Annotated in this window: 16 protein-coding genes; 5 read left to right on the top strand and 11 right to left on the bottom strand. The window is 64.1% G+C overall.

What is annotated here, in order from left to right; genetic code table 11:
- Window positions 1-5: 5 nt before the first annotated feature.
- The gene (locus tag I3J27_RS16340; RefSeq protein WP_270171219.1) at window positions 6-752 is read right to left on the bottom strand and encodes an ABC transporter ATP-binding protein; all 747 of its coding nucleotides are present in this window, start codon (window positions 750-752) and stop codon (window positions 6-8) included.
- A complete protein-coding gene (locus I3J27_RS16335) occupies window positions 745-1500 on the bottom strand; it encodes an ABC transporter ATP-binding protein (RefSeq protein ID WP_254118694.1) in 756 nt (251 codons plus the stop codon). Before I3J27_RS16335 ends, I3J27_RS16340 begins: the two co-directional genes overlap by 8 nt.
- Before the next feature lie 342 nt (window positions 1501-1842).
- Between I3J27_RS16335 and I3J27_RS16330 the strand changes: the two genes are divergently transcribed.
- A complete protein-coding gene (locus I3J27_RS16330) occupies window positions 1843-2484 on the top strand; it encodes a hypothetical protein (protein ID WP_270171215.1) in 642 nt (213 codons plus the stop codon).
- A gap of 11 nt (window positions 2485-2495) precedes the next feature.
- On the opposite strand, the gene I3J27_RS16325 is transcribed toward I3J27_RS16330, so the two are convergent.
- On the bottom strand, window positions 2496-2849 hold the full coding sequence (locus I3J27_RS16325) for an ArsC family reductase (RefSeq protein WP_270172818.1): 354 nt from the start codon (window positions 2847-2849) through the stop codon (window positions 2496-2498).
- 105 nt (window positions 2850-2954) lie between these two features.
- On the opposite strand from I3J27_RS16325, the gene I3J27_RS16320 reads away from it, so the two are divergent.
- The 3 genes from I3J27_RS16320 (at window position 2955) to I3J27_RS16310 (ending at window position 4926) form a co-directional block, all read left to right on the top strand.
- Complete coding sequence (locus I3J27_RS16320) at window positions 2955-3326, top strand: tRNA-binding protein (protein WP_270172817.1); 372 nt, start codon at window positions 2955-2957, stop codon at window positions 3324-3326.
- A gap of 181 nt (window positions 3327-3507) precedes the next feature.
- Window positions 3508-4140, top strand: coding sequence for a TetR/AcrR family transcriptional regulator (locus I3J27_RS16315; protein ID WP_270171213.1), 633 nt, complete (start codon window positions 3508-3510; stop codon window positions 4138-4140).
- A 3-nt stretch (window positions 4141-4143) separates the two neighbouring features.
- Window positions 4144-4926: a sulfite exporter TauE/SafE family protein gene (locus I3J27_RS16310; protein WP_270172815.1), complete on the top strand. Its 783-nt coding sequence runs from the start codon at window positions 4144-4146 to the stop codon at window positions 4924-4926.
- A 2-nt stretch (window positions 4927-4928) separates the two neighbouring features.
- Here I3J27_RS16310 and I3J27_RS16305 read toward each other — a convergent pair whose 3' ends face one another.
- From I3J27_RS16305 to I3J27_RS16295, 3 genes are all read right to left on the bottom strand, one after another.
- Window positions 4929-5633 carry a glutathione S-transferase family protein gene (locus tag I3J27_RS16305; protein ID WP_270171207.1) on the bottom strand — a complete coding sequence of 235 codons (705 nt, stop codon included), beginning with the start codon at window positions 5631-5633 and terminating at the stop codon, window positions 4929-4931.
- Window positions 5634-5713: 80 nt separating this feature from the next.
- On the bottom strand, window positions 5714-5857 hold the full coding sequence (locus I3J27_RS16300; protein ID WP_270171204.1) for a hypothetical protein: 144 nt from the start codon (window positions 5855-5857) through the stop codon (window positions 5714-5716).
- A gap of 113 nt (window positions 5858-5970) precedes the next feature.
- Window positions 5971-6636, bottom strand: a complete 666-nt coding sequence (locus tag I3J27_RS16295) for a DUF429 domain-containing protein (RefSeq protein ID WP_270171202.1) — start codon at window positions 6634-6636, stop codon at window positions 5971-5973.
- A gap of 311 nt (window positions 6637-6947) precedes the next feature.
- On the opposite strand from I3J27_RS16295, the gene I3J27_RS16290 reads away from it, so the two are divergent.
- The gene (locus I3J27_RS16290; RefSeq protein WP_270171200.1) at window positions 6948-8288 is read left to right on the top strand and encodes an RtcB family protein; all 1341 of its coding nucleotides are present in this window, start codon (window positions 6948-6950) and stop codon (window positions 8286-8288) included.
- 241 nt (window positions 8289-8529) lie between these two features.
- Here the strand turns inward: I3J27_RS16290 and I3J27_RS16285 are convergent, their stop codons facing one another.
- The 5 genes from I3J27_RS16285 to I3J27_RS16265 form a co-directional block, all read right to left on the bottom strand.
- On the bottom strand, window positions 8530-9714 hold the full coding sequence (locus I3J27_RS16285) for a serine hydrolase domain-containing protein (RefSeq protein WP_270171198.1): 1185 nt from the start codon (window positions 9712-9714) through the stop codon (window positions 8530-8532).
- 74 nt (window positions 9715-9788) lie between these two features.
- On the bottom strand, window positions 9789-10481 hold the full coding sequence (locus tag I3J27_RS16280) for a GNAT family N-acetyltransferase (RefSeq protein ID WP_270171196.1): 693 nt from the start codon (window positions 10479-10481) through the stop codon (window positions 9789-9791).
- A gap of 4 nt (window positions 10482-10485) precedes the next feature.
- Window positions 10486-10833, bottom strand: coding sequence for a Lin0512 family protein (locus I3J27_RS16275; RefSeq protein WP_270171194.1), 348 nt, complete (start codon window positions 10831-10833; stop codon window positions 10486-10488).
- A 208-nt stretch (window positions 10834-11041) separates the two neighbouring features.
- Complete coding sequence (locus tag I3J27_RS16270; RefSeq protein WP_270171192.1) at window positions 11042-12706, bottom strand: acetolactate synthase large subunit; 1665 nt, start codon at window positions 12704-12706, stop codon at window positions 11042-11044.
- Window positions 12707-12802: 96 nt separating this feature from the next.
- On the bottom strand, window positions 12803-13696 hold the full coding sequence (locus I3J27_RS16265; RefSeq protein ID WP_270171190.1) for a LysR family transcriptional regulator: 894 nt from the start codon (window positions 13694-13696) through the stop codon (window positions 12803-12805).
- Window positions 13697-13786 lie beyond the last annotated feature (90 nt).

Below are 13786 nucleotides of genomic sequence, written 5' to 3'. Positions count from 1 at the left end.
TAGTCTCAAACGCCGAGATAGGTGTGGAGCTTGTCCATGTTGGCGGCAAGCTCCGAATTGGAAAATCCGTCGATGATCTTGCCGTGCTCGACCACGTAATAGCGGTCGGCGACGGTGGATGCGAAGCGGAAGTTCTGCTCGACCAGGAGGATGGTGAAGCCCTCCTTCTTGAGCCGTGCAATGGTGTGACCGATCTGCTGGATGATGACGGGCGCGAGGCCCTCGGTCGGCTCGTCCAGCATCAGGAAGCTCGCGCCGGTGCGCAGGATGCGCGCGATCGCGAGCATCTGCTGCTCGCCGCCGGAGAGCTTGGTGCCCTGGCTGTTGAGACGTTCCTTCAGGTTGGGAAACAGGTCGAAGATCTGCTCGAGCGGCAATCCGCCCGGGCGAACCACCGGCGGCAGCAGCAAATTCTCTCGCACATCGAGACTGGAGAAAATTCCGCGCTCCTCCGGGCAGAACGCGATGCCCATCCGCGCGATCTTGTCGGAGGTCGCGCGGATGATCTCCTGGTCGTTGAACTTCACCGAGCCGGTCCGCTTGCCGATGATGCCCATGATCGACTTCAGCGTGGTCGTCTTGCCGGCGCCGTTGCGGCCAAGCAACGTGACGACCTCGCCTGCGTTCACGTCGAAATTGATCCCGTGCAGGATGTGGGACTCGCCGTACCAGGCTTCGAGGTTGCGGACCTGAAGGATGTTGCCGCCGGCAGCGGTCTTCGCGGGAGCTTCCGCGGTTGCAATCTCAGGCATGACCGGCTCCCAGATAGGCTTCCTTGACGCGCTCGTCCTTGGTGAGCTCGGCGTAATTGCCCTGCGCGAGCACCTGCCCGCGCGTCAGCACGGTGATGATGTCGGAGAGATTGGCGACGACGCTCAAATTATGCTCGACCATCAAGATGGTGTATTTCGCAGAGATGCGCTTGATCAGCGCCGCGATCTTGTCGATGTCCTCGTGGCCCATGCCGGCCATCGGCTCGTCCAGCAGCATCATCTCCGGGTCGAGCGCGAGCGTGGTTGCGATCTCCAGTGCGCGCTTGCGCCCATAGGGCATCTCGACCGCCGGGGTGTTGGCAAACTCGCTGAGGCCGACATCGTTCAACAGTTCCAGCGCGCGGTTGTTGAAGCGGTTGAGCACGGATTTGGAGCGCCAGAAATCGAAGGAGCTGCCGTGCTGGCGCTGAAGCGCGACACGAACGTTCTCCAGCGCGGTGAGATGCGGAAAGACCGCCGAGATCTGGAATGAACGGACGAGGCCCATGCGGGCCACATCGGCCGGCGCCATCGCGGTGATGTCCTGTCCCTTGTACAGGATTTTGCCGGCGGACGGTTTGAGGAACTTGGTCAGAAGATTGAAGCAGGTCGTCTTGCCGGCCCCGTTCGGGCCGATCAACGCGTGGATGCTCCCGCGGCGAACCTTGAGCGCAACGTCGCGGACGGCGAAGAAGCCCGCGAACTCCTTGGTCAAGCCTTCCGTTTCGAGAATGAACTCATCGGCCAAACAGATTTCCCCCTGCCCGCGAAATGCGCGTGGCTATCCTTGGTGTACTTCGGCTTTCCGGAGGCCTTGGAGCCCGTCCCGGAACGCCGCCTCCGGGCGCGGAATATGCCGGAGGTGACGGGGGTTAGGCAAGGCGGAAAGCTGAGCAGATCAGGTCTCCGGCCGGGAGGCTTATGCTCCCTTAGTCGGACTTGATTTGTTGTCGCCTGCCCGGCCTCCCGGCTCTCAAAGCACCGGTTATCAAGCCGTCGTTAACGGTCTTTCGTTCCTTGCGCCAGCCTTCATCAAAAATTTTCCCGCAAGCTGGATCATGTACGCGTTTTTATCGCCGGGAATATTGTCTTGGAATTTGCAAGCGCAGCTCCCTCCGTCGTCAAGTCGATCAGGCAGCGTGATCTCCTGAACACGTGGCTGCGACTTTATGCGCGCGAGCAGACGGCACCGGCGATCTGGGAGTATCAACCCGCGCGGCTCGAGGAAGAGCTGTCCGATCTCATCTATTACACGGTGGACAATTCTGCAGCGGCGCCGCGCCTCACCATCCAGAGCGAAGGCACGCGCATCTCACGTGCCTATGGACATACCGGCAAGGGTGTTCTGCTCGACGACTATATCGGTCCGCAGCTCGTGCCGTTCGTGATGCCGTTCTATCATGAATGCGTGGCGCGCGGGCTTCCGGTCTACAGCGTTGCCGACGTCGACGACATCTACGGCCGCGTGGTTGCCTATGAACGGCTGTTGCTGCCGTTCCAGACCGACGGCACGGTCTGTCACATCATCGCTTCGGTCAAGACGTTCTGCGAGGACGGCGGTTTCGAGATCAAGAATCTGATGCGCGGAAATGACGCGCCGCCGCGCCCGAAACTGCGCGCGGTGATCGACCACGACCTCTTCCATCGCGCACCCGGCCGCATCGCTGCGGCCGACGTTGTCGAATTCGCCGATCAGCCCGGCGTCACCACCGAGATCATCGAGCTGAATTAACCGGCCACGACCTATCTGGTTTTGACGTCCTTGGCATAGATGTCCGGCTTGAAGCCGACCAGGAGTTTGCCGCCGGCTTCGAGCACCGGCCGCTTGATCATCGATGGTTGCGCTAGCATCAACGCCAGCGCCTTCTTCTCGGTGAGGCCTTCCTTGTCGGCATCGGGCAGCTTCTTGAAGGTCGTGCCGGCGCGATTGAGTAGCGTCTCCCAGCCGACCTTGTCGCTCCATTGCTTGAGCTTGTCCTTCTCGACGCCCGCCGCCTTGTAGTCGTGGAATTCATAGGCGACGCCGTGGGTATCGAGCCAGGTGCGCGCCTTCTTCATGGTGTCGCAATTCTTGATGCCGTAGATGATGTTGGGCAAGACCAGTTCCTCGCGCATGCGTGATGCTTCGGCTGCGGCGTTGTACGAAACTCTCCTTCGCGCGACAATATCGCGAACGAAGCCAGCCCTCCGAACGGATACATGATGCACGTCACCCACGATCCCGCCGCGGCCGCGTCGCCGACCATCGACTTCAACGCCTTCCTCGCAGTCGATATCCGTGTCGGCACCATCGTCGACGCCAAACCCTTCCCGGAGGCGCGCAAGCCGGCCTTTCGGCTGTGGATCGACTTCGGCCCCGCGATCGGGGTGCGCAAGAGCTCGGCACAGATCACCGAAAACCATCCGCTGGAGACACTGGTGGGGCAGCAGGTCGCGGCCGTCGTCAATTTCCCGCCGCGCCAGATCGGTCCCGTCATCTCGGAGGTCCTGACGCTTGGCTTCCCCGATGCCGACGGCAACGTCGTGCTGGTGCAGCCGGGCAAGCCCGTGCCGAACGGCGGGCGGCTGTTCTAACGTCTGCACTACTGCCATCGCCTCGTTCCCTTTCGTCAGCCAAGCCGCTCCGACTTGACCAGAATATGATTCGATTATAAAATGACTGACTGATCGTTTTTTATAATTCGCGCCTGCGCCCTGGCTTTTCTGACCACAATTCCAAAACGATTGATCTGTCAATTATTTATGGACCGGACGGATGCCCAAAATCAGCGACAAGAAACGTGAAGACCGGCGTCAGCAGATCCTCGAAGCGGCGCTCGCCTGCTTCTCGGAAGACGGATTTCACCAGACCGGCATGGCCGACATCGTGAAGCGGTCGGGCCTGAGCCATGGCGCGGTCTATCTCTACTTTCAGAGCAAGGACGATCTGATCGAGGCGCTGGCCGACGACCGGCATCGCCGCGAGGCCGTCCTCAATTCGGTCGCGCAGGGCTCCGGCGATCCCATCGAGGGACTGCACGCGCTGGTTCGCGTCTACGCGCAATGGCTCACCGATGCCGCGGGCGAAGCGCGACGCCGCGTCGGCATTCACGGTTGGGCCGAGGCGCTGCGCAACCGCCGCGTCCGCACCAGCGTCGTCGAGGGCATCGCCATGCCGCGCGCGCTGATCGTGGCCCTGGTCGAGCGCGGCCAGCACGACGGCTTGATCAAGCGCGACGTTGGCGCTGACGCGATCGCGCGCGTGCTGGTCGCGATCTTCCAGGGGCTTGTGCTGCAAAAATGCTGGGGCGAGGATTTTGACGTCGCGGCCGGCATGACGGCCGTCTCGAGCGTGATCGAGGGTTTTCGCACGACCAAGACGGACATCAAGCGCCGAAGCAGGACGTGAATGATGTCCTGGATTCACGAGCTTCTCGCCGGCGGCGGCGTCGGCCTCGTCGCGGGGCTGGCGTCGGGCTTCACGGGCACAAGTCCTGGCGGCGGCCTGGTCATCTTCAGCGTGCTGCTGCTCGGCGCGGAGCAACACATCGCCCAGGGCACCTCGCTGATCACGCAGATCCCGCCGACGGGCCTTGCCGGCGCGCGCCGCTATTGGCAAAGCGGCAACCGCAGCCCGCTGCCGTGGATCGTCTGGATCGCCATCGGATTTCTCGCCGGCGGCGCGGGTGGCGGCTATGCCGCGGCCGCCGTCTCCGACGCGGTCCTGCAATGGACCTATGTCGCCTATCTCGTCGCGCTGATCGCGCTCCTGATCCTGCGTCGCGACCGCAAGGACGGCGGCGGCGACGTCCATGATCGCGAGCAGCTGCCCTGGCCTCCCCTTCTGCTCATCGGCTTCCTTGCCGGCTTTTCTTCCGGCTTCATGGGCATCGGCGGCGGGCTCGCGATCACGGTCGGTCTCGCCGCCGGGCTGCGCGTACCGCAGCACCAGGCGCAACTCGTCAGCCTCATCTTCTCGATTATCCCGACCAACATTCCCGCGGCCTGGATCTACTGGAGCAAGGGCCTCATGGTCGGCTGGCCCGCCATCATCGGCATCGTCGCCGGCCTCTGGGTCGGCACCGATCTCGGCGCGCGCTTAGCAAACGGCGTCGGCAAATCGGTGCTGCGCCGGAGCATGATCGCCCTCGTTGCGTTGATGGCGCTCTACATGACCTACAAAGCGGTAGGCTAGTTTCAAGGCCGCGGCGGAATGTTCAGCCCGCGCTGCACGGCCGGACGCGCAAGGCCGCGTTCGAGCCAGGCACCGACCGACGTGAATCGGCTGAATTCGACGAGATCGCCGGCGCCGTAGAAACCGTTGAGATTGCGCACCCAGCCGAGCATGGAGATGTCGGCGATGGTGTAGTCGTCGTCCATGAACCATTGCCGGCCCGTCAGATGCGTCTCCATCACGCCGAGCAGGCGCTTGGCCTCGGCGACGTAGCGGTCACGGGGCCGCTTGTCCTCAAAATCCTTGCCGGCGAATTTGTGGAAGAAGCCGACCTGGCCGAACATCGGCCCGATGCCGCCCATCTGGAAATGCAACCAGGCGAGGGTCTGGTAGCGGCGCGCGGCATCTTCGGGCAAAAGCTTGCCGGTCTTCTCCGCGAGGTATTGCAGGATCGCCCCGGATTCAAACAGCGGCAGCGGCCTGCCACCGGGACCGTTGGGATCGAGGATCGCCGGGATCTTGCCGTTGGGATTGAGCGAGACGAATTCGTCCGTCTTCTGATCGTCCTTGCCGAAGTCGACGAGATGCACCTCGTAAGGCAGCCCGATCTCCTCCAGCATGATCGAAACCTTGACGCCGTTCGGCGTCGGCAGCGAGTAGAGCTGGAGCAGTTCGGGATGCTTGGCCGGCCAGCGCCTGGTGATGGCAAAGGAGGAAAGATCGGACATCGGGACCCCGGCTTCGTTTGTGAGCTTCCGCCTAATCTAGGCGAGCCACCGAACGACGCAAGGTTGAGCGGTCAGCCGGATCATAACGGCCGCAGCAAATGGCCCATGGCGTACGTCATATCGCGCTGGGCGCGCTGCTCGATGAAGAGCTGCCCGGTGACGAGCAGGGCCGCGGTGAAAACGAGCGCGAGCATCGCGGTCGCGAACTGACTGGCATCATTCATCGCCGAGCTTCTCTATCAAATGTTCGGACGGGGAACGCCGGCTGACCATCGGCGGTTCCTATATGCGTCAAATAAATTGCCACTTTTTCCCGAGCGAGACCGGCGTCCAGCCTTCAGTAGTTGATCTCCATCCGCAGCCCGCGCGGATCGACCTTCTCCCCGCCGACCCGCTGCCTGCTGTCGCGTGCCGCAACCGCGCAGGCACAGGCATCGATGAGATCGTCGCGACCGATGCCGGTGCCGTAGCGAAGCGTCAGCCATTTCGGCAAGCGCGTGAAGCCGCGTTGCGTCAGCAGCGCGATGCGCTGCTCGCGACCTTCTGCAGATGTCTTGGTCGCAAGCCGGATTTGCCCTGCCAGATTCCAGAAAATCAATTCCGGATGCGCTTCGCCGATCGTGGCCTGCCGCGCCGGCGTCATGATCTCGTCGACGTCCCGGATCTTGTCCCTGATGTTCCAGAGCTGCGCCGACACACCCCTGCCCTCGCCTTCGTGCTTCCAGTAGTGGCGATTGGCCGCTGCCATGTCCGGAAATCTCCAGAGATCCCGACGCGCACCGAGAAACACGGCAGGGCCAACCAGCTCGCGCGCACGCAGATCGCAAGCGCGATAGCCGCGCTCCTCCAGGCCGATCGGCATGTCGATCATCGCGCGTGCGTGCGGCAGCGCGAGCAGGCGCGTCAGGCCCGGCGAGTAATCGAAACCATGATGGCCACGTTCATCGATCCAGGCAGCGACCCAGCCGAAGCGAAATCCGTCGAGGCCGAGATAGTTCGGCAAATCATGCGTCCATCATTTCAAATTTCACCCGCGCATCGCTTGACATCTGCAAGTTGCGAGCGTAGGTCGTGCGCCCTCGCCAGCACTTCCGCTCGCGAAGCACATCATGAACCGAGCCATGCCGTACCGCTACGCAATCCTGGTCCGCCTGTCGAATGATCTACGGTCAATCGATCGCGAACGCTCGGCTCATGGGAGAGGTCTTGCCTGATAGCGAGATCAAGAGTCCACATCTCACGGACCCTCCCGAGCCGACCGCTCAGGAGGGTTTTTTGTTGCCCAAAGCAATACGTTAAGCAGGACATACGACCATGCGACGATCCGATCCCTTCATGGAACGCGCCCGCGAGCTCTGCCTCGCCGCCGGCGTCGATCCCGACTCGCGCGTTGGCGAAGGACGCGGCCAGCCGGCCTGGTGCTCCTACCGGGACGCCGCGCGCAAGGAGCACCTCGCCCGTGAGGCCGATGCGACCGCCAGCGCGATCGCCGAGCTTCGTCCGCAGGAGGCTCGCTTCCAGAATGCGCCGCTGAAGATCTTCGGCCCGCATGAGGATGCGACGGTGGCGCAGATGCGCAACTGCATGGCGGTTGGCAATGTCGTGTCCGGCGTGATTTGCGCCGACGGCCATCTCGGCTACGCCCAGCCGGTCGGCGGGGTCATCGCCTACGAGAAGCAGATCAGCATCTCGGGCGTCGGCTTCGACATCGGCTGCGGCAACATGGCTGCGAAGCTCGACACGCGCTTCGACGACATTGCGGCGATCGTGCCCACGATCATCCGCGACGTCGCCAAGGTGATCTCGTTCGGCGTCGGCCGCGCCAACGCCGAGCGGGCGGAGCACGCGCTGTTCGACGACGGCGATGCCTGGCGCGAGAGCGACATGGAGGCCTACCGCCAGAAGGCGGTGAGCCAGCTCGGCACGGTCGGGTCGGGCAACCACTATGTCGACCTCATGCGCGACGAGGACGGCTTTGTCTGGATCGGCGTCCACTTCGGAAGCCGCGGTCTCGGGCACACCTCCGCGACGCGCTACCTCAAGGCCGCCGGCGGCAAGGACGGCATGAACGTCCCACCCGCCGTGGTCGACGAGGAGTCCGAGCTCGGCCGGCGCTACATCGCGGCGATGCAGCTCGCCGGGCGCTACGCCTATGCGGGCCGTGAGTGGGTCGTCGAGCGCGTTCGCCAGATCATCGGCGGCAGCGTCACCGAGAGCGTGCACAACCACCACAACTATGCCTGGCGTGAAACCCACGACGGGCGGGATCTGTGGGTGGTGCGCAAGGGCGCGACGCCGGCGTTTCCCGGCCAGAAGGGATTCGTCGGCGGCTCGATGGGTGACGACGCCGTCATCCTCGAAGGCGTCGACAGTCCGGAAGCCAAGGCTTCGCTCTATTCGACCGTGCACGGCGCCGGCCGCATGTTTGGACGCAAGGAGGCGAAGCGGCGCTTCTCGCGCGCAGAGATGGACCGCTGGCTCAACGAGCGTGGCGTCACCTTGATCGGTGCCGACCTCGACGAGAGCCCGATGGCCTATCGCCGCCTGCCCGACGTGCTGGCGGAGCACGCCGGGACCGTACGGGTGCTGCACACGCTGCGGCCGTTCGCCGTCGCCATGGCCGGCGAAGGCGAATTCGATCCGTGGAAGGACTAACGCAAACAGTGGGCGGGAGGCTTGGCCTCCCGCCTGCATCCTCCAATCACCTCGTCAGATATTCGCGCATCAGGACGCGCGCACGATGCAGGCGCACCTTCGCACCGCCTGGTGCAGGCCACCGATGTTCTTTCTGTAGAATGCCATCACATCCTCCGAGAAGAGCCGAAGCAAAATGCCTCGACCGTCAAGAGGGCGCGACGACCCAAAAGGATTCGCGGCGGGCGACAATTTTTTGCGGTCAGCCTCCGACGGCCTGATAGGACAGGCGCTTGAACTCGAAGAAAAACGGATTCCAGAATCCCATATAGCGCTGGGCCATCAGCACACCGGCGGTATTGGCCTGCGGGCAGATCCACCAATGGGTGCCGGCAAGGCCACCCCACTGGAATTCGCCGGTCGAATTCGGGGGATCAAAGGGCGCCGGCGCGAAGGTGACGGCCCCGCCGAGGCCAAAGCCCTTGCCGGGGATGGGCCCGAGATTGGCAAAGCGGATGGTCTGGCCCGCGGGCAACTGGTTCGTCATCATCTGCCGCAGCGTGTCGGGCTTGAGCAGCGCATCCGAGCCGGGCAGCAGGGCACGGACCAGCGCGAGCATGTCGGGCAGGGTCGAGACCAGGCCGCCGTCGCCCGACAGCCGCGGGAACGGCCGCCGATAGGCCTGCGGAAACGGAAGATTGTCGGCTCGCGTCAGGCCCGGCTTCATGGGATCGAGGACGTCGGCACCGGTGTAGAGCGCGACCAGCCTGCCCTGCTGCGCCTCCGGCACATGGAAGCCGGTATCGGTCATGCCGAGCGGATCGAAGATGCGCGCCTTGAGGAAGGCATCGAGGGACTTGCCCGAAACGACCTCCACGACGTGGCCGAGCACATCGGTCGCCACCGAATATTCCCAACCCTCGCCGGGATGATAGGACAGGGGCAGACCGGCGAGCTGGTCGATCATGTCGGCGAGCTGAGTCAGCGGATTGAGCACGCGCGCGTCGTTGTAACCCTTGAACAGCACCGTGCCGGGATCGAAGATGCCGTAGCTGAGGCCCGACGTGTGGGTCAGAAGGTGGCGGATCGTGATCGCGCTCCTCGCCGGCTCGACCTCGGCAAGGCTTGCCGCACCTTGTTTCAGCACCTTGCGATGGCCGAGCTGCGGCAGGAATTTCTCGATCGGGTCATCGAGCCCGATGCGGCCCTCCTCGACCAGCAGCATGATCGAGCAAGTGACGAAGATCTTGGTATTGGAAAACGCGCGAAAAATGTGGTCGGGCCGCAGCGCGGTGCCCGCCTCACGGTCGGCGAAGCCGACGCATTGCTGATCGACGACATCACGGCCGCGCAGCACGGCCCAGGATGCGCCGGGAATGATCTCCTGATCGACGTACCGCTGCATCGCCGTCCGCGCGGCGGAAAAATCCGGTGTTCTGGCGTCCATGTGCTCCCCCAATGATGATTGGGATCGATATAGCGTGAATTCGCCGGATATGAAGCCCGTCCGAACGACGCGGCTCATTCCTGCTTCATGAACGCCGTGACGTGCAGGCGGCGCCGAATCCTCATCCCCTGGCGCTGGTACAGCGCGATGGCCGATGAGTTGCTCGAAAACACGTGCAGGAACGGAATTTCGCCGCGCGCTTCGATCTGACGCGCGACCGCCGCGAGCAGCGCCTGCGCGTAACCCCGCCCACGATGATCAGGGTGGACGCAGACCGCTGTCATCTCGACGAACTTTCCCGGCTTCATCCGCTCGCCGGTCATCGCGACCAGTTCGCCGCCGGCGCGGATGCCGAGAAACGTTCCGAGCTCATGCGTCCGCAGCGCGAAGGGACCGGGCTTGGTCAACTCTGTCAGCGCCATCATGGCGGGAACGTCGGCTGCACCCAGCCGGACGATCTCGGCATCATGAAGCGGACTGTCGGCCGGAGAGCCGATCATCTGCTCGCCAGCGTCGGCCAGCACGACCTTGAAGCCGGCGGGTACATCAACGGGGTCCGGCGTGAACAGCGCGGCGACCTGCGAGGGCGACATGAGTTCGCCGAGCGCGGCAAAGCTCGCCGCGGACATGTCCACCATGTCGGCGAACGGCGTCATGTCTACGGGATAGCGCAGCGCCTGCGGGCCGCCTTCCGCCAGGTGCTTCTGGCTGGTCGTCAGCGCGCTCCAGATCGGACGATCCAGAAGCCGCTCATCGCTGTCGGACACGGGCCTAGTCCTTCTCGAAGCTGACGATGACGGCGGCGTTGGCGATCAGGATGGGGTCGTTGGCCACTTCCGTGGCCGAAGGAATCTCCAGCCCACCCTTGACCGCGGTGACGGTCACGGTGCCGTAGGGAAGCTCCTTGGCAACCGCGTCCTTGTCCACGCTTTCCGGATTGGGCACGGCGATCGTGACATCGACGAACATGTCGTTCGCGGTCTTGTCGATCATGCGGAAGAAACCAAGGCTCGAATGCCGGATCGCATCCGACACCGCACGCTTCGCCGCCTTGGTGGCGTCCCTGCCGTGGACGTCGACGCCCATGCCCATCTCGGTGATACAGCGAACGCGAGTCATTTGATATTCCTGTGGTTGGTTTGGTGATTGGGAATGTCGGAGATCGGAGAGTGCGACACAAGTGTGATTGTCATGTCGGCAGGAGGTCCTCGCCCAGACGTCCGTCATTGCGAGCGCAGCGAAGCAATCCAGAGTCTGTCCGCGGAGGCAGCCTGGATTGGTTCGCTGCGCTCGCAATGACGATGTGGAGACAGCTTCGCTCCATCAATCACCCCTTCGCCTTCTCATGCGCCCGCAGCTCATCGACCAGCACCCGCACGTTCTCCGAATAGTCGATCGGGATCACGACCAGATGCACGCCGCCCTCCTTGAACGCGGCATCCAGCGTCGGGCCAAAGCTGTCGATGCTCTCGATGCGATGTCCCTCGGCGCCGTAGGCTTTGGCATAAAGGACGAAATCGGGATTGCCGAAGGTCATGCCGTAATCGGCAAAATGGTCGACGGCCTGCTTCCAGCGGATCATGCCGTAGGCGTTGTCCTCCAGCACCAGCACGACGAGATTGAGCTTGAGGCGAACCGCGGTCTCCATCTCCTGGCTGTTCATCATGAAGCCGCCGTCGCCGGCAACCGCAAGCACGCGTCGGTCGGGATAGAGCATCGCGGCCAGCATCGCCGACGGCAGGCCGGCGCCCATCGTCGCCAGCGCATTGTCGAGCAGCAGCGTGTTGGCGACGCGGGTGCGGTAGTTGCGCGCGAACCAGATCTTGTACATGCCGTTGTCGAGCGCGACGATGCCGTTCTCCGGGATCACCTGGCGGATGTCGTGCACGATCCGCTGCGGCGTCGGCGGCCAGCGCGCCTCGGTGGCGCGGTCGGCGATGTGCTTCAGAATCTCCTCGCGCAGCGGCAGCAGCGCCGCCGCCTGCGGCAGCTTGCCTTCGAGCCGGTCGGCCAGAAGCTCGAGGCTCGGGCCGACATCACCGACGACCTCGGCGTCGGGGAAATAGACCAGTTCGACGCTCGCCGGCGTGTAGCTGACGTGAATGACCTTCGGCCCCGACGGTCCCATGATGAAGGGCGGCTTCTCGATCGGATCGTGGCCGATCGCCACGATCAGATCGGCCGCGTCGATCGCGTCATGGACGTAGTCGCGCTCGGACAGCGCTGCCGTGCCCATGTAGAGATTGGTGCCGCCGGGCACGGTGCCCTTCCCCATCTGCGTCGTGAAAAACGGAATGCCGGTCCGCCGTACGAAGCTGGCGATGCCGTGGGTCGAGCGCGGCCGGCTCGTGGCGGCGCCCATCATCACCAGCGGTCGCTTGGCGGCCAGGATCATGTCGGCGGCGCGGTCGAGCGTGGTGCGATGGGCGACCGGAATTTCAATCGGGTGAACCGGGATCACGGGCGCGGCAGGGACTTCATCGCCGGCGATATCCTCGGGCAGTTCGAGATGCACGGGCCCCGGCCGCTCCTCCATCGCGACGCGAAACGCGTCGCGCACCACGGTCGGAATGCTGGAAGCGCTGACGATCTGCCGCGACAATTTTGTCAGCGGCTTCATGGTCGCGACCACATCCACGATCTGGAAACGCGCCTGCCGGCTGCTCATGATCGGCTTCTGTCCGGTGATCAAGATCATCGGCATCGCGCCGAGATGGGCATAGGCCGCACCCGTGGACAAATTGAGCGCACCGGGGCCGAGCGTCGAGAGGCAAACACCGGGCTTGCCGGTGAGCCGGCCATGCGTCGCCGCCATGAAGGCGGCGGCCTGCTCGTGGCGGGTCAGCACCAGCTCGATTTTAGAGGTGCGGAGCGATTCGACGAGGTCGAGATTTTCCTCGCCGGGCACGCCGAAGATGCGATCGACGCCTTCGTTCTCCAGTGCCGCGACAAACAGGTCCGATCCTTTGACTTTGTGGTCCTGCCCGCTCATGTCGCCTCCCGGTCGCTGTGCTGGCTCCCGTGTCCACAGGAGCGCGCGCATCGTACCGGTCCGCGGCGCGGGCACAACTCACAAAGAAGCGCCCTCTCACAGCTTCGCCGTGGCGAAAATGCCTGAGATCCAGTCGAGGAAGACGCGCAGGCGCAGCGCGAGCTGGCGGTTCTGCGGATAGAGTGCGGAGAGCGGCGTCGGCGATGGCGGATAATCCGCGAGCACCTCGACCAGCGTGCCGCGGGCGAGATCCTCCGCAAAGCGATAGCGGGGCGCCTGCGCCAGGCCGAAGCCGAGCCGCGCGAGATCGGCCATGGTGTCGGAATTGTTGACGCGAACCCGGCTCGGCAACACGATGTGGCGCAAGCCACCGGCAACGGAAAATTCCAGCGGCAGCACATCGCCGGTCCGCGAGGAGATGAACGCCACCATCTGATGGCCGTCGAGCCTATCGGGCGCCGCGGGCATGCCGTGACGCGCGAGATAGGCCGGGCTCGCCACCGTGATCTCCGCGACCGTGCCGAGGCGGCGCAAGATCATCCCGCTGTCGTCGGGCTCGCCCGACCGGATCACGCAATCGATGCCCTCGCGCACGAGATCGACCAGCCGGTCGCCCTGCCCGATCTGCAAATCGAGCTGCGGATAGCGCGCCAGGAATTCCGGCAGGTGCGGCAGGATGAAGGTGCGGGTCAGCAAGGGATGTGCGTCGATCCGGAGCAAGCCGCGCGGCTGCGCATCGCGCATCGCGGCTTCCGCTTCCTCGACCTCCGCCAGGATGGCGACGCAGCGGCGGTAATAATCCTCGCCGTCGAGCGTCGGCGTGACGTGCCGCGTGGTGCGTTCGAGCAGCCGTGCACCGAGACGCGTCTCGAGACCACGCAGCACCTCGCTCGCGGTCGAGCGGGGAATGCCGAGGTCGGCCGCGGCAGCCGTAAAACTCTGCCGTTCGACGAGGCGGATGAACAGGCGCATGGCGTCAAAGCGGTCCATGGCCGATTGTTCACCACAGCCGACAAGTGATGGCAAGCGCCGGGCGATTATCCGGAGGGCGCGATCAGCTATCTCGGGGCGGAAGACCCC

It is taken from the genome of Bradyrhizobium xenonodulans (assembly GCF_027594865.1).
In the GTDB taxonomy this organism is placed as follows: domain Bacteria; phylum Pseudomonadota; class Alphaproteobacteria; order Rhizobiales; family Xanthobacteraceae; genus Bradyrhizobium; species Bradyrhizobium xenonodulans.
The sequence above is the reverse complement of the archived record's forward strand: the minus strand, read 5'-3'. Positions and strand labels throughout refer to the sequence as shown.

Bases quoted from the DNA above. Each gene is read 5' to 3' on its own strand.
- I3J27_RS16340 (WP_270171219.1), bottom strand. From the start codon at position 752: ATGCCTGAGATTGCAACCGCGGAAGCTCCCGCGAAGACCGCTGCCGGC.
- I3J27_RS16320 (WP_270172817.1), top strand. From the start codon at position 2,955: ATGCACGTCACCCACGATCCCGCCGCGGCCGCGTCGCCGACCATCGAC.
- I3J27_RS16315 (WP_270171213.1), top strand. From the start codon at position 3,508: ATGCCCAAAATCAGCGACAAGAAACGTGAAGACCGGCGTCAGCAGATC.
- I3J27_RS16310 (WP_270172815.1), top strand. From the start codon at position 4,144: ATGTCCTGGATTCACGAGCTTCTCGCCGGCGGCGGCGTCGGCCTCGTC.
- I3J27_RS16305 (WP_270171207.1), bottom strand. From the start codon at position 5,633: ATGTCCGATCTTTCCTCCTTTGCCATCACCAGGCGCTGGCCGGCCAAG.
- I3J27_RS16300 (WP_270171204.1), bottom strand. From the start codon at position 5,857: ATGAATGATGCCAGTCAGTTCGCGACCGCGATGCTCGCGCTCGTTTTC.
- I3J27_RS16290 (WP_270171200.1), top strand. From the start codon at position 6,948: ATGCGACGATCCGATCCCTTCATGGAACGCGCCCGCGAGCTCTGCCTC.
- I3J27_RS16285 (WP_270171198.1), bottom strand. From the start codon at position 9,714: ATGGACGCCAGAACACCGGATTTTTCCGCCGCGCGGACGGCGATGCAG.
- I3J27_RS16275 (WP_270171194.1), bottom strand. From the start codon at position 10,833: ATGACTCGCGTTCGCTGTATCACCGAGATGGGCATGGGCGTCGACGTC.
- I3J27_RS16270 (WP_270171192.1), bottom strand. From the start codon at position 12,706: ATGAGCGGGCAGGACCACAAAGTCAAAGGATCGGACCTGTTTGTCGCG.
- I3J27_RS16265 (WP_270171190.1), bottom strand. From the start codon at position 13,696: ATGGACCGCTTTGACGCCATGCGCCTGTTCATCCGCCTCGTCGAACGG.